Origin of the sequence: Acuticoccus yangtzensis (assembly GCF_001927245.1) — a bacterium.
GTDB classification, from domain to species: Bacteria; Pseudomonadota; Alphaproteobacteria; order Rhizobiales; family Amorphaceae; genus Acuticoccus; species Acuticoccus yangtzensis.
Map to the genome: position 1 here is coordinate 70,536 of NZ_MJUX01000012.1, position 21,634 is coordinate 92,169.

The window sequence follows — 21,634 nt, forward strand, 5'->3', positions numbered from 1 at the left end:
CGAGCGCGCCCTCTCGCGCCGCCGCCGCGCCCTCACGCCGCCTCGTCCGGCCGAACGCGAGCCCCTGCGCCGGAAGGCGCCGCGCCGTCCCCCGCCGGATCGGTGCCGGAATACCCAGAGTGCGGGTGCAGGAGACCGCCGGCCGGCGCATGGCAGATGCAGGCAATATGATGTGCAATTCGTCGCGCCCCGGTCTATGACTGCGGCCGGCGCCGAACCGGTTCATGGCATGAACGCGCGGCCGGTGCCCCGCGGGGCTGTTCGGCCGCGTTTTGATGCAAGCACACGGGGCGGTTCATGTCATCGCAGGAGGGGTCATCCGAGGGGTCAACAGCCGCCGCCGAGGGCGGACGGCTGCGCGGCAGCCACCCCGCCGAGGCCATCCTCTACGACCGCCTGATCGACGCCATCATCGACAAGCACCTGCGCCCCGGCGAACACCTCAACGAGGTCAAGCTCGCCACCGCCTACGACGTGCCCCGCTCGCGCGTGCGCCGCGTCCTGGAACGGCTGCGGGACGAGAGCGTGGTCCGCTTCGAGCTGCACCGCGGCGCCTTCGTCAGCCGGCCCACCGTCGCCGAGGCCCGCCACGTCTACGAGGCGCGGCGCGAGATCGAGGCGGTCGCCGTGCGCCTCGCCTGCGCCCACGCCACCAAGTCCGACATCGCCGCCCTCAACGCCCACCTCGCCGACGAGACCGAGGCCTTCCGCACCAACCACGCCGTCAACCGCGTGGCGATGCAGTTCCATTTCCTCATCGCCCGCATTTCGGCCAATCCGGTGCTGGAGCGCATCCTCGGCACGCTCATCCGGCGCACCGTGCTGATCCAGTCGGTCTATGAGCGCAAGACCGGCGTTCTGTGCCTCACCCACGAGCATGTGACGATTGCCGGCCACATCGCCGCCGGACGCGCCGACGCCGCCGCCGCCGAGTTCGTCGCCCACTTCGACCACGTCCGGCAAAGCCTCGACCTCAGCGAGGAGCGCTGGCTGGAAAAGGACATCTATGGCGGCGCCGACCCGCTCGGCTGATCCTCACCCGGCTCACCGTTACCGGGCCGACTATTAGCCGGCGGACCTTCGCTCTCCGGCCCTCGCCCGGCGATCCTCACCCGGCGATCCTGGCCCGCTGATCTTCCCGCCGGCGATTGCGGCACCGCGGCCTCCGGGGAGGAGGTCGCCCCCCTCCCCTCTCACCTTTCTTTCCGGCCCCGCGGTCAGTCCGCGGCGCCGAGCGCCGGGGCCGCCTCGACCGACCAGCCGATATCGGCGCCGCGCATCAGCCCGGCCGCGACCAGCCCGTCAGCCGCCTCCTCCAGCGCCGCCTCATAGGCCGCCGCGTCCGCATAGCGCTCGCCCAGAGGCAGCCGCGAATCGGCGTTGCTGGCGCTTTCCGGGAAGGCGATGAACGACCCCGTCAGCCCGCAAAGGGCACCCGGCGCGAAGCCTTCCTTCCTCAGGTTCCACCCGTAATAGGACCCCGTCGGCGCGGCGATCACCGGCTGCCTCACGCCGCCTTCCGGCATCCCGTCCGCGTCCACCACCGGCACCAGCGCCGGATAGTCCGCCCCCGCCGTCGGCGGCACGGTGCTGTGGTCACGCACCTTCAGGAGGTTCGGCTGCGGTGCCGGGCGCTCCCCGTCCATCACCGGCCACGTCACCGCGTCGGGCGCCACCAACTGGTCCGCGACCGGGTAGACCGACGCCGGCGGCGCCGTGCCGTCCGCCACCCAGGCGACCATCGCCTCGGTCAGCGCCCGCATGGTCGGCGCCACGCTCACCGGGTTGGACGGGTAGACGCAGGTCTTCGTCGCGCCGGACGATCCGCCCCAGAAGTTGAAATGCGGCGCACCGGCCAGGAAATAGAGCCGCACATCGTCCGGCTGGTCGATCGCCTCGCCGCTCGGCATCGTGCCGACCAGCGCCGCGCGCGCCTGCCAGAACTCGGTCGAGGTGTCGGTGTGGATCACCTTCGGACAGGTGTCCGTCTCGCCGCACACCTTCAGAACGCCGTCCGTTTCGCCCGACACCGGGTCCGTCGTCACCGGATAGGCGAACGGGAACTGATCGCCCTGAACGTCGTGGTCCTCGTGCTGGCGCGAATAGCGGCCGGGCTGGGCGAAGGCGTAGTTGGTGTAGGTCTTCCGGCTGCCGGCGATGTGCGGCATCACCCCGTCGAACACCCGCGCCCCGCCGGCATCCGCGTTGAAGCCCTGGTAGACGAGGTCGCGCAGGAACCGGCCGGACTGTGAAATGCCCATGCCCACCACATGGTCGATCCCGCCGATCGGCACATCCGCATCATGCCCGCCGTTGCCGCGCAGGAATGACACCACGTCCGCCGTGGCGACGAAGGCGAGGCCGGTCGGCATGTCGCCCGTCGCCTCGTAGATCACCTCGTAGATGGCGCCCGCGTCGAACCCCTGCGGCCGGGTGATCTCGACGTGGCCGGCATCGGTGAAGCGGGCGGAGAGGCCGTCCGGCGTCTGCCTCTCGTCCTCCGCCTTGGCGCGCACGGTGACGGTGGGGGCCGCGTTAGGGTTCGCCGCCGGGTAGGTTAGCGGCGCCACCGTCACCGCCTCGTCGCTGTCGAACACGTATTCGTCGCGCGCGGTGCCGCGGCTTCCCTCGATCACGGGAAGCTCCATGTCGATCAGCGTATCGCCGAGGCCGGTCTGCCAGCCGGACCAGACGAGGGTGTGGCCGGCCTCCATCAGGAAGCCGTCGCCCGGATCGTCCGCGTTGAAGGTGTTGCCGGCGGAGGCGGAGCGGTTGAGGAGCCCCAGCGCCAAGGTGCGGCCGCGGTTCGGCACCTCGTAGAACATCGTGCCCGAGCCGCCGGCCTTGGGCGCCAGGATCGTCACCTCGGCGGAAAATTCCACCTCGCCGTCGCCGTTCACCGGCGCCTCGGCAAGTCCGACGATGCGCTGACCGCGGGGCGAGCGCGGGTCGATGGCGAAGCGGGCGATGCCGACGATCTTCTCGTAGGCGCCGACCTCGCCGAAGGTCTTGCCGTCAAAGGCGTCGGCGCGGCTCGTGATCTCGAACTGGGTGACGCGGGCGCTGGCGGGGGTGGTCACGGCGAGGCCGAGCCCGACCGCCGCCCCGGCGAGGAGCGCGCATTTCAGATGTCGCATTGTCGTTTCCTCCTGCCGGTCTCACGCCGGCTGGCCGCCATCGTCGCGCCAACGTGGGGCGCGGTCAAACGCCGCGTCACCCGGCCGGGCGGGACGGCGCAGGCGGACGGGCCGGGCAGGCTGGAGGGCGTCACCTCCATCCCCTTCTTTCGGCCCCGTCTTCGAAACGCGGGATTTTGGGCACACTCCCCGAAGAATGAGAATGGGTTTAGGTAACCTTAAGACCGAGCACCGAATCTGATCCGCGGACGGCGCCCGCCCCGCGCGGCGCTCCACCCGATACGAGCCGCCCGATCCGAGCCGCGCGTTCGCGCCGCCCCCGGCCCGCCGCGGCGCCAACGCGCTGAAAGACGAGAACCCGCAATGAGGGATCACGCCGACCTCCTCGCCATGAACGAGCGCAGCCTGGCCCAGCAGGCCGCGGTGCGCCGCGCCACCTTCTCCCCGGCCGAGACCAAGGCGCTGCGGCCCTTCTCGATCTGGGAAATCTCGAGCTTCATGTTCGACATCGCCGCCGACACTTTGAGGAAGAAGCTGACCGACGACCCGTCCCTGCCCCAGGGCCACGTGGAGGACGACGGCCGCCAGCGCTGGTTCACCCTGGACGAGATCAACGAGCTGCGCCGCCGCGTGCGCCTGCGCGGCAAATCGCTGCTGCCCGAACGCCCCGCCGGACGGGCGATGCGTGTCGCGGTGTCCAACTTCAAGGGCGGCGTCGGCAAGACGGTGGTGGCGCAGCATTTCGCCAACGCGGCGGCGCTGGACGGCTACCGCGTCCTCGTCATCGACTTCGACCCGCAGGCGACCCTCACCCACTCCATGGGCCTCACCGAAGTCAAAGAGTGGAACACCGTCTGGGGCATCATGTGCCGCGATCTCTGCCGCGAGGCCGACCGCATCGCCGCCTCCTTCGACGACCCCGACGATTGCCCCTACCCTTCTTCCGACGAGCTTCCCGAGGCGGTGCAGTCGATCGGCGCGCAGCGGGTGCAGGACTTCATCCAGAAGACCTGCTGGCCGACGATCGACATCATCCCCTCCTGCGCCAACGCCGCCTTCGTGGAGTTCGCCAGCGCCCAGTACCGCGCGCTCCACAAGGCGTGGTCCTTCTTCGGCTGCGTCGCGCGCTACCTCGACGAGCTGCCGGACGATCAATACGATATCATCATCTTCGACTGCCCTCCGGCGATCGGCTACCAGTCGCTGAACGCGGCCTTCGCGGCGGACATCCTCTATATCCCGTCCGGCCCCGGCTACTGGGAATATGATTCCACCACCTCCTATCTCGGCCAGCTCGGCGATGCTCTGGCCGACATTTCGGAGGGCTACCAGGGCCTTGCGGAAGATGCCGGCATCGCGCTCCCCAAGCGCTTCGCCGACGTGCGGCTTCTGATGACGCGGTTCGAGAGCGCGAACCCGCTGCACACGGCGATGATGGGCGCGTTCCGCAACGTCTTCGGCGCGGACGTGTGCGCCAATCCGATCGAGATGACGCGGGCGGTGGAGCAGTCGGGCCGGTTTCAGATGTCGGTGTACGAGCAGGATTATCGCACCATGACGCGCGACACCTGGAAGCGGGCGCGGCAGAGTTTCGACCGTGCCTATATGGAACTGAAGGACACGGTGCTGGCGGCCTGGCGGGCCGAGTCCGGCGCCGGAAAGGGCTGAGGATGAGTGGACGCAACAAGTTCGGTTTTGCGCCTCTGGAGGCCGCGCCCGAGGTGAAGTCGCGGTCGCGCACGCCGGGGCCGATGGGGGCCGCGGTGCGTGAGGCGGCGGAGAGCCTGGCCGAGAGCACGGAAGCCAAGATCGAGCAGCGCCGCCGCAACGCCGAGGACGCCAAGCTGTGGCGCACCGCCGAGGCGGAGGGCCGCCTGATGGTCACCCTCCCCTTGTCCGAGATCGAAACCACGGATCTGCCGCGCGACCGGATCGACCTTGCCGGTGTCGCCGCCTCGCACGAGATGGAGGAGCTGAAGGCCTCGATCCGCGCGCGCGGCCAGAAGGAGCCTGTGGCGGTCTATGTCGACGATCGCGGGCGCTATCAGCTGAAGCAGGGCTGGCGGCGTCTGACCGCCCTCACCCAGCTTTTCGAGGCGACGGGGGACGCGCGCTTTTCGACCGTGATCGCGCGGATCGAGCCGCGGGCTGACGGGGCGGCACCGAGCCGTGTCGCGCGATACATCGACATGGTTGAGGAGAACGTCATCCGCGAGGATCTGACGTTCGCGGAGATGGCGCAGGTGGCGATCACCGCGGCGGCGGATCCTATGGTGGAGGGCGACGACGCCGACGCGCTGGTGGGTCACCTCTACGGCTCGCTGCACAAGATGAAGCGGTCCTACATCAGGAGCTTCGTCTATCTCCTGGAGGCGCTGGACGGCGCGCTCCCCTTCCCAAAGGCGGTGTCGCGCAATGTCGGCGTTGACCTCGCGCGTGTTCTGAAGGCGGAGCCGGAGCGCACGGCGGGGCTGAAGCGGATGCTGGCGAACGCGGTGTCGCCGGAGACGCAGGGCAACATCATCGCGATGTTCATGGCCGACGCGCGTCCTGCGGCGGAGGATGCGCCGTCCGCCGCGCCCGAGGCGGCTCCGCCGCGGCCGCGTGAGACGTCTCCGGCGCCGGCGGTCGCGCGGGCCGGTTCGGCCGAGGGGCGCCGTGTGTCGATCGGCTCGCTGCACGTGACGGTGCGCAAGGGCGAGTGCCTGATTTCGTCCGACCGCGATTTTTCGGAGATCCCGCAGAAGGATCTGGAACGGGCTTTGCGCCGCTTCGCCGAAACGCTGGCCATCCTCGGCTGACACCGATCCGGGTAACCCGCGGGTTACCCGCCACTCGGTGAGACGATCCCCTCCGAAGTAACCCGTGGGTTACCCCGCTGGCTCTCCGAGCGCGACAACGCCTCGGCCATCTTCCATCGCCCCGACACCGGCCTCGCATCATCCGACTCGAAGGAGTGTGGCGGGGTCAAGGATCCGCGCGGACCCACGCGCAGGCCGCCCCTTAAGGGGCGGGCGAGCATGGGGAGCACGGGTCCTTGACGCCGTCACGCTCCTTCACAGCCTTGTCACAGGCTGTCAGTCTCGGGCTTCTTCAGCCCGAACTGACGCCTGCCCGTCGGCGAGACGGAGGGAGCGCGAGGGGGGAACTCCCCTCGCAAAGGCGGTTCCGCCTGCACAGCATCAGACCGACGCGAGAGCGGACCGACAGCAGGTCCACCCGGCGCCGGGATCACCCGACGGCGGCCCAGAAGGCGCCGCGGCGGCGGTAGATCTCGTCGAGGCGCGCGACGTAGGCGTCGTGCGGCGCGAAGGGGCCGAAATCGTCGATGCGGGGGGCGAGGGCGACGAGGGAGGTCAGATGGCGCGCGGCGTGGCGGTAACGCTTGGAGCGGGAGGCGGCCAGGGTGTCGTCGATCAGCGCGCGCAGGAGGAGGGTGGAGGCCAGCGGATGCTCGGCCTCCAGCGCCTCGGCGGCGGGGACGAGCACGTCGTAAACGGACCCGTCCAGCTCGGCGATGCGGGAGAGGACCAAGGCGGCGGCGGCACGGCGGGCGGGCCAGGCGGTGAGGAAAGCGAGGGCGGGGAGGGCGTCCGGATGGGCGGAGGCGAAGGCGATGGCGCGTTCCTCGGCCTCGAAATCCTCGAAATCGGGGAGGCGCTTGATGAAGGCGCGCAGGGGGGCCGGGTCGAGCGTCGCCTCGAAGCGCTCCCAGCGATAGGCCTGGGCCTCGTCCGGACGGTCGAGCGCCTCGAGGGCGGCGGTCTTGGCGGCGTCCCACTCGGGCGGGCGGGGAAGGCTGGACCGGGCGGAGGCGGCGAGGATCTCCAGCGCTTCGGCGGCCCGTCCGGCGGCGATCAGGCGGGCGGCGAGGTCGGCGGCGATCGAGGGGACCTTGCGGGCCTTCGCGTCATATTGGGCAATGTAGGCGTCGACATCGCCGCTCGCCTCGGCGACGTCGCGCAGGCCCAGCCGCACGGTCATGGTGCGGCGTGTCCGCTCGAGATCGTGGGCGTAGAGGGGCCCGGCGGGGCTCCAGCCGACGACGACGCGCTCGTCCTCGGGGGGCGGGGTGTCGGCCTCGGCGCCGAGGGCTTCGAGGCGGCTCTTCAGGTGGGCGAGGCCGCCGGCGCCGAGGACCGGGGCGAGGCGGCCGACGACACCTTCATATTGGCCGTGATCGTTCTCCTGCAGGGCGGCGAAGACGCGTTCGGCCAGCGCCTCGGGGGAGGGGCGCACGGTGGCGGCGAGGGCGGCGAGATCGTCGAGCGCGTTGTCGAAGACGGCGGAGACGTGGCCTGACCCGTCTTCGGTGCGCTCGAAGATGCCGGGGGCCAGCGACAGGAAGCGCCACATGAGGTCGAGCGCTTCGGCGGGGTCGGCGGGGCCGATTGTGCCGGCGATGGCGGTGCGCTGCATCTCGAGGTCGGCGACGAAGGCGGACATGCGGCGCCAGCCGATGCGGCTGCGCGAGGTGTCGATGGTGGTGAGGCGTTTGCGGATCTCGCGGGCGGCCTCGCCGGGGGAGGCGGCGGCGGCGAGGGCGATCTTGAGGCGGCGTTTGGCGGCGGCGTCTCCTTGGGCGAGTTCGAGGGCGAGCTCGGCGAGTTTGGCGGCGCCGAGGGCTTCCAGGTTCTTGGCGTTGAGGGTGGTTTTGGAGGCCATCGGCGGATCCGTGGAACGAGGTGGGACGGCCGGTCACCCCGCGGCGGGCGGACCGAATGGCTGCGGGGCGGCTCCGCTCGGCTCGATCGGCGCCACTCGGTTCATCGGCGCCGCTCAGTTCAGCGGCGCTCTTGGGTTGTCGCGCAGGGGCGGGGGGCCGGCAAGTCCCGCGGGACAGACATTCAGAGGATCGCGCAGGCGGAAAACGCCGCGCCGCGGGTGGTGGGCGCCAGATAAAGGCGGGCGCGGGATCGGGCGGGGCGGCGGTCAGGCCGGATCGGCGGCGAAGGGGTTCACCAGGGTCAGGCTGCCTTCGATGACGAGGCCGGGGTGCATGTCCTCCGAATAGAGGGTGGAGCATCCGGCGAGGAGGGCGCTGGCGGCGATCATCGCGTCGTAGACGGAGAGGCGGTGCCGGGCGGCCAATGCGCGGCCGAGGTCGTGGGTCTCGGCGGTGAGGGGGACGACGGGGCACAGGGTGCGGATGGCGGCGAGGAAGGTGGCGGCCTCGTCCCAGTCCATGCCGGCCTTGCGGCGCAGGTTGACGAGGGTTTCGTTCAGCACCTGGACGCTGACGAGGGGGCGCCGGGCGAGGACGGTCTCGGCGGTCGCGGCCTTGGGGCCGTCGTCCAGCAGATAAAGGACGACGTTGGTGTCGGCGAAGGCGTCGCTCATCGGGTGGTCAGGAGGCGGCGCTGGTCACCGGCCCGCCGCTGCCCCTCTCGCTGCCGTCCTCGTCGCTGCGGCCGGCCTCGCTGCCGGCGTCCGCTCTGGGGGAGCCGTCCGCCGCACCGTCGGAGCCGCGCAGATGGGCGTCGTCGCGCGTGAGGCGGGCTGCGGCGGGAAGGCGGCCGCGGAACCGGCGCAGCCCGGCCAGCACCTCGTCCGGGCTGGGCTGGCGGACGACCTCGACGCCGCGGGCGCCGGGGACGAGGTCGATGGTGTCGCCTTCCTTCAGGCCGAGCGTTCGCACGAGCTCGGCCGGGAGGCGGACGGCGAGGGAGTTGCCCCACTTGGCGACCTGCATGGCGTCTCCTTCATCTCCCATCCGGGCAACGCTGCGTCCGACCGCCGGCGGCCGCGCGGATGGCGCTCCACCCGCGGCCGCGCGATGTGCGCCCGATAGCACGGGTCAGCTGGGACGCAGCGGCGAGCGGATATACTCTAACGCAATGTATATCCGCCAGCCGGATCAGGCAAGGTCGCGCATGACGGCGATGAGGTTCGCCTTCGCCTCGAAGCCGACGCCGGGGATCTGCGGCAGGCCGACCCGGCTTTCGTTGACGGCGATGCCGTCGGCGAAGCCGCCGAAGGGCTGGAAGACGCCGGGATAGCTCTCGTTGCCGCCGAGGCCGAGGCCCGCGGCGATGTTGAGCGACATCTGGTGGCCGCCGTGGGGGACGACGCGGCGGGGCGACCAGCCGAGCCCCTCCATCACCTTCAGCGTGCGCAGATATTCGACGAGGCCGTAGGAGAGGGCGCAGTCGAACTGCAGGATGTCGCGGTCGGCCCGCATGCCGCCGTAGAGGAGGAGGTTGCGCGCATCCTGATGGCTGAAGAGGTTTTCGCCGGTGGCGAGCGGCCCCGGATAGACCTCGCCGAGGCGGGCCTGAAGGGCGTAGTCCAGCGGATCGCCCGCCTCCTCGTACCAGTGGAGGCCGTAGGGGGCGAGGGCCTCTGCGTAGGCGAGGGCCGTTTGAAGGTCGAACCGGCCGTTGGCGTCGACGGCGAGGCGGCGGCCTTCGCCGACCACCTCCAGCACCGCCTCGATGCGGGCGAGATCTTCGGCGAGAGGGGCGCCGCCGATCTTCATCTTGACCACGTCGTAGCCGAGATCGAGGTAGCCCTTCATCTCGTCCTGAAGGGCGCTGTGGTCCTTGCCGGGATAGTAGTAGCCGCCGGCGGCATAGACCCAGACGCTCTCGTCCGCCTCGCCGCCGCGGTAGCGATCGGCGAGCAGTCGCCAGAGGGGCACGCCGGCGATTTTGGCGACGGCGTCCCATACGGCCATGTCGATGGTGCCGACGGCGACGGAGCGTTCGCCGTGCCCGCCGGGCTTCTCGTTCTTCATCATCGTGTCCCAGATGGCGAAGGGGTCGAGATTATCGGCGGCCTCATCGACGAGGGAGGCGGGGTCCGCCTCCATGATGCGCGGGATGAAGCGGTCCCGCATGAGGGGGCCCTGGGCGTAGCGGCCGTTGGAGTTGAAGCCGTAGCCGACGACGGGGCGTCCCTCCCGCACGACATCGGTGATCACCGCGACGACGGAGCAGGTCATCTTGGAGAAGTCGATGAAGGCGTTGGCCATCGGCGAGGCGATGGAGGCGGCGGTCTCGCGGATTTCGACGATGCGCATGAGGGGACCCGCGCTCAGCCCAGCACGTCGGCGATGGCTTTGCCGCATGTGACGGTGTCCGCCGGGCCGCCGAGGTCGCGGGTGCGCAGCTTCTGTTCGCCGAGCACGGTCTGGATGGCGTCGACGATGGCGGCGCCCGCTTCGGCGTGGCCGAGGTGGTCGAGCATCATCGCGCCGGCCCAGATCTGGCCGATGGGGTTGGCGACGCCGAGGCCGGCGATGTCGGGGGCGGAGCCGTGGACCGGCTCGAACAGCGAGGGGTGGTCGCGTTCGGGGTTGATGTTGCCGGAGGGGGCGATGCCGATGGTGCCGGTGCAGGCGGGGCCGAGGTCGGACAGGATGTCGCCGAAGAGGTTGGAGGCGACGACGACGTCGAACTTGTCGGGATTGAGGACGAAGTGGGCGGTGAGGATGTCGATGTGGAACTTGTTCCAGGTCACATCGGGATAGGACTTCGCCATCTCCACGACGCGCTCGTCCCAGTAGGGCATGGTGATGGCGATGCCGTTGGACTTGGTGGCCGAGGTGAGGAGCTTGCGCGGCCGGGTCTGGGCGAGATCGAAGGCGTAGCGCAGCACGCGGTCGACGCCGTGGCGGCTCATCACCGTTTCCTGCATGACGATTTCGCGCGGGGTGCCGGAGAACATGCGCCCGCCGACGGCGGAATATTCGCCCTCGGTGTTTTCGCGCACGATCCACATGTCGATGTCGCCGGGGCCGCGGCCGGCAAGGGGGGAGGGCACTCCGGGCATCAGGCGGGCGGGGCGCAGGTTGATGTACTGGTCGAAGTCGCGGCGGAAGTGCAGCAGCGAGCCCCAGAGGGAGATGTGATCGGGCACGGTGTCGGGCCATCCGACGGCGCCGAAGAAGATGGCGTCGTGGCCGCCGATCTGCTCGCGCCAGTCGTCCGGCATCATCTTGCCGTGTTTGGCGTAGTAGTCGCAGGAGGCGAAATCGAAGGTGTCGAACTGGAATTCGATGTCGAATTTCTTGGCGGCGGCTTCGAGGACGCGCAGGCCTTCGGGGACCACTTCCTTGCCGATGCCGTCTCCGGCGATGACGGCGATTTTGAGCCGATTGTCCCGCATGATCGTTTCTCCTTGTCGTTGGCCGCAGCCTGTCGGGAGAGACGTTTAGCACCGCGGCGCGGTTTTGTGCGAGGCGCTCACGCAGTTCGGGTCCCGTTGCCTGACCATCGGAGCCGCCGTCGCGCAAATTCTGGGGCCGGGCCGTGGTGCGCCGTCAAGGAGCCGAAGGCCGGCTTTAGCCGCTTGTCCTTGATGGTGTGCCGCGGCTCGGTCACGGGATGCAGCGTGATGGCGGTTCCGATGGTCAGGCCGCGCCCTGACCATTGGTGAGCCCGAGCCCGCCGGAGGCTGAGGCGTTGCCGCGGCGCTCAGCGGGCGGCGGCGCCGGCGGCGTCGAGGCGGGCGACGATGAGGGCGAGCACCTCTTGGGCGAGGCGGGAGAGGGTGGTTCCGGCGGGGGTGATCAGCCAGACGGTCATGGTGATGTGCTCGGCGAGGGGGCGGAAGACGACGTTGGGGTCGACCGGGCCGGCCTGGGGCGGGGCGGCGATGAGGGCGATGCCGTAGCCGGTGGAGACGAGGGCGGTGGCGGCCTCGGCCATCTGTACTTCGGCGACGGGGCGCAGGGGCACGCCGGCGCGCTCGAAGGCGTCGGCGGTGACGCTGTAGGACTGGTCGTCGCGGCCGAGCGAGATGATGCGCTCTGCGGCGAGGTCGGTGATGGAGATGCGCTCGCGCGAGGTGAGGGGGTGGCCGGCGGGGATGGCGGCCATGAAGCGCAGCTCGGTGACGGGGGTCGAGGTGAGGCCGGGGCGCGCGGCGGGCAGCAGCGACAGGCCGAAATCGGCGTGGCCGGCGATCATCATATCCTCGATCATGCGGGAGGTGCGCACCAGGAGGGTGACGCGCACCTCGTCGCGTCCGTGCAGCGCCTCGGCGACGACGCGGGGGATGAGCTGCATGGCGATGGCGGCGAAGGCCACGACGGAGATTTCGCCGCGCTCGCGGTTGCGGATGGCGTCGGCGGCGCGGCGCACGCGCAGGAGGCCGGTCTCCAGCGTCTCGGTTTCGGTGAAGAGCTGGCGGGCTTCGGGGGTGGGGGTGAGGCGGCCGGGGCGGCGGTCGAAGAGGGGGAATCCGCAGGCGTCCTCGAACGCTTGGAGGAGGCGGGTGACGGCGGGCTGGCTGACGAAGAGGAGGGCGGCGCCGCCGGTGACGGATCCGGCTTTCATGACCGCATTGAAGGCCTCGATCTGGCGGATATTGGCCCGTGCCATAGATGCGTCCCTGTTCGGTTTTCGGGGGCCGCTCCCCCGGCAGCGTCGACCCCACTCCGCGCCTTCGACCCTGGTGGCGGCGTGCGCCCGGTCCCGCCCTCGGCCCACCCCACTGCCAGCGTGTGCCCAGTTTGACCATGTTCTAATGTTATAGGACAGGCACATTATTTGAATTGAAAGATATAGCCCCTGCCCATCTCATGGGCCTGCCTAAATCGAAGACAGCATTGGGGGACGCGTGAACAAGCTTCTCGGAACCATCGCGGCGGGCACGATTGCCAGCCTCTCCGTCGCCGGCACGGCGAATGCGCAGGCCACGTTGACGGTCGGCGGCTATGGCGGCTCGTTCGAGACGCTGATGAAGGAAATCGTGTTCCCCGCCTTCGAGGCGGAGCATGACGTGACGGTCGAATTCGTCGCCGGCAACTCCACCGAGAACCTCGCCCGTCTGGTCGCCCAGCGCGGCAACCAGGACCTCGACGTCGTCATCCTGGACGACGGGCCGATGTATCAGGCGGACGCGCTCGGCTTCTGCGCTCCGCTGGCGGACGGCGTCATCAACGAAGACGTCTACGACAACGCCAAGATTTCCGACAACGCGGTCGGCCTCGGCTACGTGGCGACGGGCTTCACCTACAACACCGAGTGGTTCGAGCGCGAAGGCTGGGAGCCGCCCTCCTCGTGGAACGACCTGACGGACCCGAAGTTCGAGGGTCTGCTGGTGGTGCCGCCGATCTCCAACACCTACGGCCTTCACGCGCTCGTCATGATGGCGCGCATGAAGGGCGGCGGCGAGAACGACATCGACCCCGGATTCGAGGCGATGGCGGACGAGGTGGGGCCGAACGTTCTGGTGTTCGAGCCGTCGTCGGGGCGCATGTCGGAGCTCTTCCAGTCGAACGAGATCGCGTTGTCGATCTGGGGTTCGGGCCGCACCAAGAGCCTTGCGGACACCGGCTTCCCGGCCGCCTTCGCCTATCCGAAGGAAGGCGCGGTGGCGCTGATGCTGGCCGCCTGCCCGGTGGTGGAATCGGACGTTCCCGAGGAGGCGCAGGCCTTCATGGAGTTCATGCTGACGCCGGAGATCCAGGTGAAGATCGCCGATGCGATGGGTGTGGGTCCGGTGAACGCGAAGGCGGAGATCCCCGAGGAGCTGGCCGCGATCGTGCCTTATGGGCCGGAGGAAGTGGCAGCGCTGGTGTCGGTGGACTGGGACGTGATCAACCCCTTGCGCGAAGAGTGGACGCAGCGCTGGGCGCGTGAGGTGGAGCGGTAAGCCGCTCCACTCTACCGCCGCCGCCGGGCTGACACCGGCGGCGGGGTGACGGGTCGGCCTCTCGCCATCCGGCGGGGGGCCATTCGCACGCCCCGCTCATCCGCTCGGCTCATCCGCCCGCTCAAACGCTCCACCCGCGCGCACCACCCGTGTGGCGCACCCGCCAGCCGTGCCGTCGTGCCCGGCTCATCCGCCGCGCGAACGCGGCCCGTTTCACGCCGCCTCAAGCGGCAGTTGCACAGTCAAGGCTGACCGATGGCCTATCTCGAACTCGACCACCTTTCCAAGGCGTTCGGCCCCTTTCAGGCGGTCGCGGATTTCTCGCTCGACGTGGCGCGCGGCGAGTTCGTCTCGCTGCTCGGCCCGTCCGGCTGCGGCAAGACGACGACGCTGCAGATGATCGCCGGCTTCGAGGAGCCGACCTCCGGCACGATCCGGCTGAACGGGCGCGACCTTTCCGGCGTTGCGGCGCGCGACCGCGGCCTCGGCATCGTCTTCCAGACCTACGCGCTGTTTCCGCACATGACGGTGGCGGAGAATGTCGGCTTCGGGCTCGACATGCGCAAGGTGCGCGGCAAGGAGCGCAAGCGGCGCATCGCGGCGGCGCTGGAGCTCGTCCACCTGTCGCACCTGGCCGGGCGGCATCCGCGCCAACTGTCGGGCGGGCAGAGGCAGCGTGTGGCGCTCGCCCGTGCGCTGGTGATCGAGCCGGAGCTGCTGCTGCTCGACGAGCCGCTCTCCAACCTCGACGCCAAGCTGCGCGAGGAGATGCAATTGGAGCTGCGCCGCATCCAGCAGGAGGCGGGGGTGACGACACTGCTCGTCACCCACGACCAGAACGAGGCGATGGCGCTGTCGGACCGCATCGCGGTGATGCATGCCGGGACGCTGGTGCAGGAGGCGGCGCCGTTCGAGGCCTATGAGCGGCCCACCACGGCCTTCGCGTCGGCCTTCCTGGGCAAATCCAACGCGATACACGGGCGCTATGAAGGGCCGGAGTTCGTGACCAAAGACGGCGTGCGGCTGGCGGCCCCCGCCCCCGCCGCCGACGGTGCCGGCGCCGCGGGCGACGTCATGCTGGCGCTGAGGCCGGAGCGCATCCTCTTCGTGGAGGAGGCGGACGCGGTGGTGTCGGGCAAGGTGGTCGAGCGGGTGTTCCTGGGCGATCAGTGGCTCTTCAAGGTGGCGACGCCGGTGGGCGAATTGCTGGTCACCCGGCGCAACGGCGGCCACGCGGAGCCGGAGCCGGGGGCCACGGTGCACCTCGCCTGGGCGGCGGACCACTTGCGCGTGCTCGCCCCGGAGGCGGCGGCGTGAACCCGTTCCTCCTGTCGGCGCCGGCGCTCGCCCTCTTCGGGGTGATGCTGGTCGTGCCGCTGATCATGACCTTCATTCTGTCGTTTCACTCGTTCGGCTTCTACACCGGGATCGAGTTCACCTTCGGCCTGCACAATTATATCGACGTGCTGACCGACGACTATTTCTACGAGATCTTCGGCCGCACCTTCGCCATCGCGCTGGCGGTGACGGTGATCTGCGTGATCATCGGCACGCCGATGGCCTTCTTCCTGCAGCGCATGCGGGCGTGGACGCGGTCGATCATGGTCCTGATCGTGCTCGGCCCGCTGCTGGTCTCGGTGGTGGTGCGCACGCTGGGGTGGATGATCCTGCTCGGCAACAACGGCGTCATCAACTCGGCGCTGATGGACATGGGGCTTCTCACCTCGCCCTTTCGCATGATGTACACGTCCGGCGGCATCGTCGTGGCGCTGGCGCACGTGATGGTGCCGTTCATGGTGCTCGCGGTGTGGGCGGCGCTGCAGAGGCAGGACCCGGCGACGATCGCGGCGGCCGAATCGCTGGGCGCGCGGCGCTCCACCATCTTCCGCCGCGTGGTGCTGCCGCAGGCGATGCCGGGGATTTTGTCCGGCTCGCTCATCGTCTTCTCGCTGTCGGCCTCGTCCTTCGCCACACCGTCGCTGATCGGCGGGCGGCGCGTGAAGGTGGTGGCGACCACGGTCTATGACGAGTTCCTCAACACCCTCAACTGGCCGCTGGGCGCGGCGATCGCCATCATCCTCCTCGTCGCCGTCCTCGTCATCATGGTGACGTGGAACCGGGTGGTGGAGCGTCAATTCGCGGGGGTCTTCCAGTGAAGAACGGGGCATTCGCGCACATCTTCACCGTGCTCTTCGCGGTCTTCATGCTGGCGCCGATCGGCGTGGTGGTGGCGGTGTCCTTCACCGCCGAGGGGTTCCTCGAGTTTCCGCCGAGCACGCTGTCCTTGCGCTGGTATTGGGCGATCCTCGACAATCCGGACTTCATCGACGCCTTCATCGTGTCGCTGAAGCTCGGCTTCGTCTCGGCGCTCCTCGCCACGGTGCTGACGGTTCCGGCGGGGCTTGCCATCGGCCGCGGGCGCTTCCGCGGGCGGGACGCGCTGCAGGCGCTCTTCCTGTCGCCGCTGACGGTGCCGACCGTTGTGCTCGGCATCTCGTTCCTGCGCTTCCTGTCGCTGTTCGGCATGAACGGCACCTTCATCGGCCTCGCGGTATGCCATGCGGTGATCATCATCCCGTTCGTGCTGCGCCTGGTGCTGGCGTCGGTCACGGGGATGGACCCGTCGATCGAGAAGGCGTCGGTGTCGCTGGGCGCTTCGCCGTGGACGGTGTTCCGGCGGGTGACCCTGCCGGCGATCACGCCCGGCGTGGTGGGCGGCTTCGTCCTCGCCTTCATCACCAGCTTCGACGAGTTGACGGTGTCGATCTTCATCGTCAATCCGTCGACGACCACGCTGCCGGTGCGCCTCTTCTCGCACATCGCGCAGACGACGGACCCGCTGGTGGCGTCCGTCTCCACCGTCGCCATCCTCTTCACGGTTGTTGTCATGCTCATCGTCGACCGGCTCTACGGCCTGGACCGCCTCCTCATCGGGGAGGGCAAGCGATGACGGATACGATCGTCGTCGGCGGCGGCCTGGTGGGCGCGGCCGTGGCCTACGGGCTGGCGCGCGCGGGCGACACGGTGACCGTGCTCGACGAGGGGGACGTGGCGTTTCGCGCCTCGCGGGGCAATTTCGGCCTGGTGTGGGTGCAGTCGAAGGGGGACGGGCGGCCGGAATATACCCGCTGGACGCGCCGTTCGGCCGACCTGTGGCCGGAGTTCACGGCCGAGTTGAGGGACCTCACCGGCATCGAGACGCACTATTCCAAGCCGGGCGGGCTGCACTTCGCGCTGTCCGAGGAGGAGATGGACGCGCGCAAGAGCCTCATCCACCGCATGCACAACGTGCACGGCGCGGCGGAGTACGGCGCGGAGATCCTGGACGGGGACGAGGTGCGCAAGCTTGTGCCGGGGCTGGGGCCGGACGTCGTCGGCGGCACCTATTGCAAGCATGACGGTCACGCCTCGCCGCTCTATCTCCTGCGCGCGCTGCACGAGGGGATCTTGGCGCACGGCGGGCGCATCGTCGGTGACGCGCGGGCTACGGAGGTCGCGCCGGACGGGGCGGGGTTCCGCGCCGAGACCGCCGCCGGGACGTTCCGCGGCGACCGGCTGGTGTTGGCGGCGGGGCTCGGCAACCGGGCGCTCGGCCCCGGCGTCGGCCTCACCGTGCCGGTGGCGCCGCAGAAGGGGCAGATCCTCGTCACCGAGCGGGCGGCGATGGCCTTCGAGATGCCCACCCACGTGGTGCGGCAGACGTCCGAGGGCACCTTCATGATCGGCGACAGTCACGAGGATGTCGGCTTCAACCTGACGTCCACCACGCCGACGATGGCCGCCATCGCGGCGCGGGCGGTGAAGATGTTCCCGTTCCTGAAGGACCTGCGGATCGTGCGCTCATGGGGTGCGCTGCGCGTGATGGCGCCGGACGGGTACCCGATCTACGAGGAGTCGCGGGATCATCCGGGCGCCTTCACCGTCAACTGCCACTCCGGCGTCACGCTGGCCGCGGCCCATGCATTGGCGCTGGCGCCGATGCTGGCGGCCGGGCGGCTGGGCGCCGAACTCGATGTCTTCAACGCAGGGAGGTTCGATGCCGACGCGCATTGACGCCGCGGGCGAGCCGATCGCCTTCACGTTCGACGGTGTGCGGGTGGAGGCGCGGGCGGGCGACAGCCTGGCCGCCGCGCTTCTGGCCGCCGGGATCGACACGACGCGCCGCTCCGCCGTCTCCGGCATGGCGCGCGGGCCTTATTGCATGATGGGCACCTGCTTCGAGTGCCTGGTGGTGGTGGACGGTGTGCCGAACCGGCAGGCGTGCATGGTGGAGGCCGCGGACGGCCTGGTCGTGACGACGCAGGACGGCGCCGTCGATGCGTTCGCGCACGAGGACGGCGGGCGGGAGATGCTGGCGTGAGCGCTTACGATGTCGTGGTGATCGGTGCCGGCCCGGCGGGCATGGCGGCCGCTGTGGAGGCGCGCGGGGCGGGCCTTTCCGTTCTGGTGCTGGACGAGGCGGGCGCGCCCGGCGGGCAGATCTGGCGCGGGGTGGAGGCGGCGGGCCCCTCTCGGCGGGGGGTGCTGGGCGGGGACTTCGCCAAGGGGGCGGACCTTGCGGCGGCGTTCCGCGCGTCCGGCGCCGACTACCGGCCGCGGGCGACGGTGTGGAACATCTCGCCTGAGAAGGTGGTGGATTATTCGGCCGGCGGCGGGTCGCGACAGGCGGCGGCGGGGGCGGTGATCGTCGCCACCGGCGCGGTGGAGCGACCTGTGCCGATGGCGGGGTGGCTGCTCCCCGGCGTCACCACCGCGGGCGCGTCGCAGATTTTGCTGAAGACGAGCGGGATCGTGGAGCCGGACACGGTGTTCGTCGGCTCCGGCCCGCTCTTGTGGCTGGTGGCGAGCCAGATGGTGGCCGCCGGTGTGCCGCCCAAAGCCATCGTGGAGACGGTGCCGCACGGGCGTCTGATGGCCGCGGCCAAGCATCTGCCGGGGGCGCTGAAGAACGCCGCCGCGCTCGCCAAGGGCGTGCGGATGATGTGGGCGGTGAAGGCGGCGGGCGTTCCGGTCCACACCGGGGTGACGGATGTGGCGATCGCGGGCGCCACGCACGCCGAGGCGGTGACCTTCAAGGGCGCCGACGGGGCGATGCGGATCGAGACGCGCCACGTGGCGCTGCACATGGGCGTTGTGCCGAACCCGCAGATCACGCGGCTTCTGGTGTGCGACCACGTGTTCGACACCGCGCAACGCGCCTTCGTGCCGGTGCTGGACGCGGACCGGATGACGAGCCGGGCGGGCGTCTACGTCGCCGGTGACGGGGGCGGCATTCTGGGCGCTGCGGCAGCGGTCTTGACCGGGCGGCTGGCGGCGATGGGCGCGGCCGAGGCGGCGGGGCGCCCGGTGGACGAAGGCGCCAGGGGGGCGGTGCGCGCCGCGCTCGCCAAGGACGCCGCGGTGAGGCCGCTGCTGGAGACGCTCTACGCGCCGGCCGAGGCCGCGCTCGCGCCCGCGGACGACGTGGTGGTGTGCCGCTGCGAGGAGGTGACGGCGGGGGCGATCCGCCATGCCGCGCGGCTCGGCGCGGCGGGGCCGAACCAGGTGAAATCCTATCTGCGCGCCGGGATGGGGCCGTGTCAGGGCCGAGTGTGCGGGATGGTGGTGGCCGAGCTGATCGCCGCCGCGCGCGGGGTGACGCCGGGCGATGTCGGCTACTACCGCATCCGCCCGCCGCTCAAGCCTCTGCCGCTCTCCGAACTCGCCGAGCTGGGCGAGGCCGAGCCGGTCGCCGCGCAATGAGCGCGCCGGGTGACCCGCGTCCCGCACCCGGCGCCAAGGCTGCCGCACCCGGCGCTCCGGCTGCCGCGGCGGGGGGGCGCCTGCCCGCGCCGCCCGCGGGCGGGGGGATGGGGGCGGACCTCATCGTCATCGGCGGTGGCATCCACGGCAATTCGGCGGCGCTGCACTGCGCGCTGAAGGGCATGGACGTGGTCCTTCTGGAGAAGGACACGGCGGGGCGGCATGCGTCGGGCGTCAACGCGGGCGGGGTGCGCCAGTTGGGGCGCGACGTCGCCGAGATCCCGCTCTCGGTCCGCTCGATGGAGATGTGGCACCGGATCGCCGACATCGTCGACGACGACTGCGGCTTTCAGGCGGCGCCGCAGATCAAGGTGGCGGAGAGCGAGGACGAGCTTTCCACGCTGGCGGCCCGCGCGCAGCGGCTGCGCGACCTCGGCTACGACCACGAGGTGATCCTGTCGCGCGACGAGGTGCGGGCGCATCTCCCCGCCGTGGCGCCGCACATCGTCGGCGGGCTCGCCTCGCTGGGGGACGGGTTCGCGCTGCCCTATCAGACCACCTTCGCCTTCGCGCGCAAGGCGGCGGCGGAGGGGGTGCGCATCTTCGAGGAGACGGCGGCGCGGCGGGTGACGCGCGGGGCGGACGGGTTCCGCGTCGAGACGGACCGGAGCGTCTTCACCGCGCCGAAGCTGTTGAATTGCGCCGGGGCGTGGGGGGGCGAGATCGCCGCCCAGCTCGGCGAGCATGCGCCTGTGGAGGCGATCGCGCCGATGATGCTCGTCACCGCGCGCATGCCGCATTTTTGCGACGCGGTGGTGGGGGCGACGGGGCGGCCCTTGTCGTTCAAGCAGATGCCCAATGGAACGGTGGTGATCGGCGGCGGGCGGCGCGGCCGGGCGGTGCCCGCCGAAAACCTGTCGCACCTCGACTTCGCGCAGCTGAAGCACACGGCAGCGACGGCGCGGGAGATCTTCCCCATCATGGCCGGGGCGCGGCTGGTGCGCGGCTGGGCGGGGATCGAAGGGCGCATGCCGGACGACATTCCCGTGCTCGGCCCGTCGTCGACGCAAGAGGGGGCCTTTCATGCGTTCGGTTTCTCGGCGCATGGGTTCCAGCTCGGCCCCGGCGTCGGCTCGGTGATGGCCGAGATCATCGCCGACGGTCACACCAACGCGCCGCTGGCGCCGTTTTCCATCACCCGTTTCCGGGCCGCGGCCTGAGGGCCGTCCCGGCGATCCGGCGCGCCTTCCGAGGGGCGGGCGCGCCATTCCACCCCGCCTCGCGATCCCGCGGGCGGGCACTTTCAGGAGACTTTCCGTGATCAAGCGGCACATGCAGACGCGCATCAACCACCGCGTCGTCGAGCACAATGGCGTGCTCTATTTTGGCGGCCTCGTCGCCGACGACAAGTCGAAGGACATGAAGGGCCAGACCGCCGAGATCTGCGCCAAGCTGGACACGCTTCTGGCCGAGGTCGGCTCGTCGAAGGAGCACATCCTCACGGCGATGATCTACATCTCCGACTTCGCCGCCAAGGAGGGCATGAACGAGGCGTGGCTGGAGTGGATCCCGGCCGAGCACCTGCCGACGCGCGCCACCATCGGCGTCGCGGAGCTGGGCAAGGACGTTCACATCGAGATCGTCATCTCGGCGGCGAAGCCCTGATCATCGCGGCGGGTGGCCCGTTCGCGGCCACCTGATCACACTGCTTCGACGGATGAGCGGGGGGCGCAGGGCGTCCCCCGTTTCCGCATCGGGGGGGCTGAGTGCCCCAGAGGTCCGGATCAGGCCAGGGCGGCGACGACCGCGTCGGTGATCTCGGCGGAGGTCGCCTTGCCGCCGAGGTCGCCCGGCTGCAGCGACGGGTTGTCGATCACCTTGCCGACGGCGCTGTCGATGCGCGCGCCGGCGTCGATCAGTGCGTTGTCCCGGTGGCGCTCGCCGAGCCAGGTGAGCATCAGCCCGCCGGACAGGATGGTGCCGAGCGGGTTGGCGATGCCGAGCCCGGCGATGTCCGGCGCCGAGCCGTGCGCGGCCTGGAAGAAGCCGTTGTTGTCGCCCACCTCGGCCGTGGGGGACATGCCCATGCCGCCGACCGTCGCCGCGCCGAGGTCGGAGATGATGTCGCCGAACATGTTTTCGGTGACGATGAC

At 70.3% G+C, this 21,634-nt stretch carries 20 protein-coding genes; 12 read left to right on the forward strand and 8 right to left on the reverse strand.

Features of this window, described 5'->3' with window-relative positions; genetic code table 11:
• The first annotated feature begins 297 nt into the window (after positions 1 to 297).
• On the forward strand, positions 298 to 1,032 hold the full coding sequence (locus BIX52_RS20870) for a GntR family transcriptional regulator (protein WP_083552085.1): 735 nt from the start codon (positions 298 to 300) through the stop codon (positions 1,030 to 1,032).
• A 185-nt stretch (positions 1,033 to 1,217) separates the two neighbouring features.
• On the opposite strand, the gene BIX52_RS20875 is transcribed toward BIX52_RS20870, so the two are convergent.
• The gene (locus BIX52_RS20875) at positions 1,218 to 3,137 is read right to left on the reverse strand and encodes an alpha/beta hydrolase domain-containing protein (RefSeq protein ID WP_075223045.1); all 1,920 of its coding nucleotides are present in this window, start codon (positions 3,135 to 3,137) and stop codon (positions 1,218 to 1,220) included.
• Positions 3,138 to 3,500: 363 nt separating this feature from the next.
• Between BIX52_RS20875 and BIX52_RS20880 the strand changes: the two genes are divergently transcribed.
• Together BIX52_RS20880 and BIX52_RS20885 are read left to right on the forward strand one after the other, a co-directional pair.
• The gene (locus BIX52_RS20880; RefSeq protein ID WP_108676645.1) at positions 3,501 to 4,805 is read left to right on the forward strand and encodes an AAA family ATPase; all 1,305 of its coding nucleotides are present in this window, start codon (positions 3,501 to 3,503) and stop codon (positions 4,803 to 4,805) included.
• Positions 4,806 to 4,807: 2 nt separating this feature from the next.
• Positions 4,808 to 5,938 (forward strand): ParB/RepB/Spo0J family partition protein, encoded by a 1,131-nt coding sequence (locus BIX52_RS20885; protein ID WP_075223046.1) that lies wholly within the window; start codon positions 4,808 to 4,810, stop codon positions 5,936 to 5,938.
• 430 nt (positions 5,939 to 6,368) lie between these two features.
• On the opposite strand, the gene BIX52_RS20890 is transcribed toward BIX52_RS20885, so the two are convergent.
• The 6 genes from BIX52_RS20890 to BIX52_RS20915 form a co-directional block, all read right to left on the reverse strand.
• Positions 6,369 to 7,802 carry a DUF6880 family protein gene (locus BIX52_RS20890; protein WP_075223047.1) on the reverse strand — a complete coding sequence of 478 codons (1,434 nt, stop codon included), beginning with the start codon at positions 7,800 to 7,802 and terminating at the stop codon, positions 6,369 to 6,371.
• A 267-nt stretch (positions 7,803 to 8,069) separates the two neighbouring features.
• Entirely contained in the window at positions 8,070 to 8,477 is a 408-nt protein-coding gene (locus BIX52_RS20895) for a PIN domain-containing protein (protein WP_075223048.1), read from the reverse strand.
• A gap of 7 nt (positions 8,478 to 8,484) precedes the next feature.
• Positions 8,485 to 8,829 carry an AbrB/MazE/SpoVT family DNA-binding domain-containing protein gene (locus BIX52_RS20900; RefSeq protein WP_083660626.1) on the reverse strand — a complete coding sequence of 115 codons (345 nt, stop codon included), beginning with the start codon at positions 8,827 to 8,829 and terminating at the stop codon, positions 8,485 to 8,487.
• Between the two features lie 165 nt (positions 8,830 to 8,994).
• The gene (locus BIX52_RS20905) at positions 8,995 to 10,158 is read right to left on the reverse strand and encodes a mandelate racemase/muconate lactonizing enzyme family protein (protein ID WP_075223049.1); all 1,164 of its coding nucleotides are present in this window, start codon (positions 10,156 to 10,158) and stop codon (positions 8,995 to 8,997) included.
• Positions 10,159 to 10,172: 14 nt separating this feature from the next.
• Positions 10,173 to 11,246 (reverse strand): tartrate dehydrogenase, encoded by a 1,074-nt coding sequence (locus tag BIX52_RS20910; RefSeq protein ID WP_075223050.1) that lies wholly within the window; start codon positions 11,244 to 11,246, stop codon positions 10,173 to 10,175.
• Positions 11,247 to 11,554: 308 nt separating this feature from the next.
• Complete coding sequence (locus tag BIX52_RS20915) at positions 11,555 to 12,463, reverse strand: LysR substrate-binding domain-containing protein (protein WP_075223051.1); 909 nt, start codon at positions 12,461 to 12,463, stop codon at positions 11,555 to 11,557.
• A 238-nt stretch (positions 12,464 to 12,701) separates the two neighbouring features.
• Here BIX52_RS20915 and BIX52_RS20920 point away from each other — a divergent pair, with 238 nt between their 5' ends.
• The 9 genes from BIX52_RS20920 to BIX52_RS20960 all read left to right on the forward strand — a co-directional run bounded on the left by BIX52_RS20920 (position 12,702) and on the right by BIX52_RS20960 (position 21,146).
• Complete coding sequence (locus BIX52_RS20920) at positions 12,702 to 13,739, forward strand: ABC transporter substrate-binding protein (RefSeq protein WP_075223052.1); 1,038 nt, start codon at positions 12,702 to 12,704, stop codon at positions 13,737 to 13,739.
• Between the two features lie 255 nt (positions 13,740 to 13,994).
• Positions 13,995 to 15,056, forward strand: a complete 1,062-nt coding sequence (locus BIX52_RS20925; protein ID WP_075223053.1) for an ABC transporter ATP-binding protein — start codon at positions 13,995 to 13,997, stop codon at positions 15,054 to 15,056.
• A 44-nt stretch (positions 15,057 to 15,100) separates the two neighbouring features.
• Entirely contained in the window at positions 15,101 to 15,895 is a 795-nt protein-coding gene (locus BIX52_RS20930; protein WP_075223070.1) for an ABC transporter permease, read from the forward strand.
• Positions 15,896 to 15,942: 47 nt separating this feature from the next.
• On the forward strand, positions 15,943 to 16,689 hold the full coding sequence (locus BIX52_RS20935) for an ABC transporter permease (protein ID WP_075223071.1): 747 nt from the start codon (positions 15,943 to 15,945) through the stop codon (positions 16,687 to 16,689).
• Complete coding sequence (locus BIX52_RS20940) at positions 16,686 to 17,792, forward strand: NAD(P)/FAD-dependent oxidoreductase (protein ID WP_075223054.1); 1,107 nt, start codon at positions 16,686 to 16,688, stop codon at positions 17,790 to 17,792. Before BIX52_RS20935 ends, BIX52_RS20940 begins: the two co-directional genes overlap by 4 nt.
• A complete protein-coding gene (locus BIX52_RS20945) occupies positions 17,776 to 18,099 on the forward strand; it encodes a (2Fe-2S)-binding protein (RefSeq protein WP_075223055.1) in 324 nt (107 codons plus the stop codon). The genes BIX52_RS20940 and BIX52_RS20945 overlap by 17 nt, the downstream gene beginning before the upstream one ends.
• On the forward strand, positions 18,096 to 19,481 hold the full coding sequence (locus BIX52_RS20950; RefSeq protein ID WP_075223056.1) for an FAD/NAD(P)-dependent oxidoreductase: 1,386 nt from the start codon (positions 18,096 to 18,098) through the stop codon (positions 19,479 to 19,481). The genes BIX52_RS20945 and BIX52_RS20950 overlap by 4 nt, the downstream gene beginning before the upstream one ends.
• 107 nt (positions 19,482 to 19,588) lie before the next feature.
• Positions 19,589 to 20,701 carry an NAD(P)/FAD-dependent oxidoreductase gene (locus BIX52_RS20955; protein WP_075223057.1) on the forward strand — a complete coding sequence of 371 codons (1,113 nt, stop codon included), beginning with the start codon at positions 19,589 to 19,591 and terminating at the stop codon, positions 20,699 to 20,701.
• A 97-nt stretch (positions 20,702 to 20,798) separates the two neighbouring features.
• The gene (locus BIX52_RS20960) at positions 20,799 to 21,146 is read left to right on the forward strand and encodes a RidA family protein (RefSeq protein WP_075223058.1); all 348 of its coding nucleotides are present in this window, start codon (positions 20,799 to 20,801) and stop codon (positions 21,144 to 21,146) included.
• A gap of 119 nt (positions 21,147 to 21,265) precedes the next feature.
• Here BIX52_RS20960 and BIX52_RS20965 read toward each other — a convergent pair.
• The coding region (locus tag BIX52_RS20965) for an isocitrate/isopropylmalate family dehydrogenase (RefSeq protein ID WP_245803255.1) at positions 21,266 to 21,634 on the reverse strand (369 nt) is incomplete at its 5' end.

What these genes read in the sequence shown, in the direction of transcription:
- BIX52_RS20870 (WP_083552085.1), top strand. Translation starts at nt 298, where the DNA reads ATGTCATCGCAGGAGGGGTCATCCGAGGGGTCAACAGCCGCCGCCGAG.
- BIX52_RS20875 (WP_075223045.1), bottom strand. Translation starts at nt 3,137, where the DNA reads ATGCGACATCTGAAATGCGCGCTCCTCGCCGGGGCGGCGGTCGGGCTC.
- BIX52_RS20880 (WP_108676645.1), top strand. Translation starts at nt 3,501, where the DNA reads ATGAGGGATCACGCCGACCTCCTCGCCATGAACGAGCGCAGCCTGGCC.
- BIX52_RS20885 (WP_075223046.1), top strand. Translation starts at nt 4,808, where the DNA reads ATGAGTGGACGCAACAAGTTCGGTTTTGCGCCTCTGGAGGCCGCGCCC.
- BIX52_RS20890 (WP_075223047.1), bottom strand. Translation starts at nt 7,802, where the DNA reads ATGGCCTCCAAAACCACCCTCAACGCCAAGAACCTGGAAGCCCTCGGC.
- BIX52_RS20895 (WP_075223048.1), bottom strand. Translation starts at nt 8,477, where the DNA reads ATGAGCGACGCCTTCGCCGACACCAACGTCGTCCTTTATCTGCTGGAC.
- BIX52_RS20900 (WP_083660626.1), bottom strand. Translation starts at nt 8,829, where the DNA reads ATGCAGGTCGCCAAGTGGGGCAACTCCCTCGCCGTCCGCCTCCCGGCC.
- BIX52_RS20905 (WP_075223049.1), bottom strand. Translation starts at nt 10,158, where the DNA reads ATGCGCATCGTCGAAATCCGCGAGACCGCCGCCTCCATCGCCTCGCCG.
- BIX52_RS20910 (WP_075223050.1), bottom strand. Translation starts at nt 11,246, where the DNA reads ATGCGGGACAATCGGCTCAAAATCGCCGTCATCGCCGGAGACGGCATC.
- BIX52_RS20915 (WP_075223051.1), bottom strand. Translation starts at nt 12,463, where the DNA reads ATGGCACGGGCCAATATCCGCCAGATCGAGGCCTTCAATGCGGTCATG.
- BIX52_RS20925 (WP_075223053.1), top strand. Translation starts at nt 13,995, where the DNA reads ATGGCCTATCTCGAACTCGACCACCTTTCCAAGGCGTTCGGCCCCTTT.
- BIX52_RS20930 (WP_075223070.1), top strand. Translation starts at nt 15,101, where the DNA reads ATGCTGGTCGTGCCGCTGATCATGACCTTCATTCTGTCGTTTCACTCG.
- BIX52_RS20935 (WP_075223071.1), top strand. Translation starts at nt 15,943, where the DNA reads ATGCTGGCGCCGATCGGCGTGGTGGTGGCGGTGTCCTTCACCGCCGAG.
- BIX52_RS20940 (WP_075223054.1), top strand. Translation starts at nt 16,686, where the DNA reads ATGACGGATACGATCGTCGTCGGCGGCGGCCTGGTGGGCGCGGCCGTG.
- BIX52_RS20945 (WP_075223055.1), top strand. Translation starts at nt 17,776, where the DNA reads ATGCCGACGCGCATTGACGCCGCGGGCGAGCCGATCGCCTTCACGTTC.
- BIX52_RS20955 (WP_075223057.1), top strand. Translation starts at nt 19,589, where the DNA reads ATGGGGGCGGACCTCATCGTCATCGGCGGTGGCATCCACGGCAATTCG.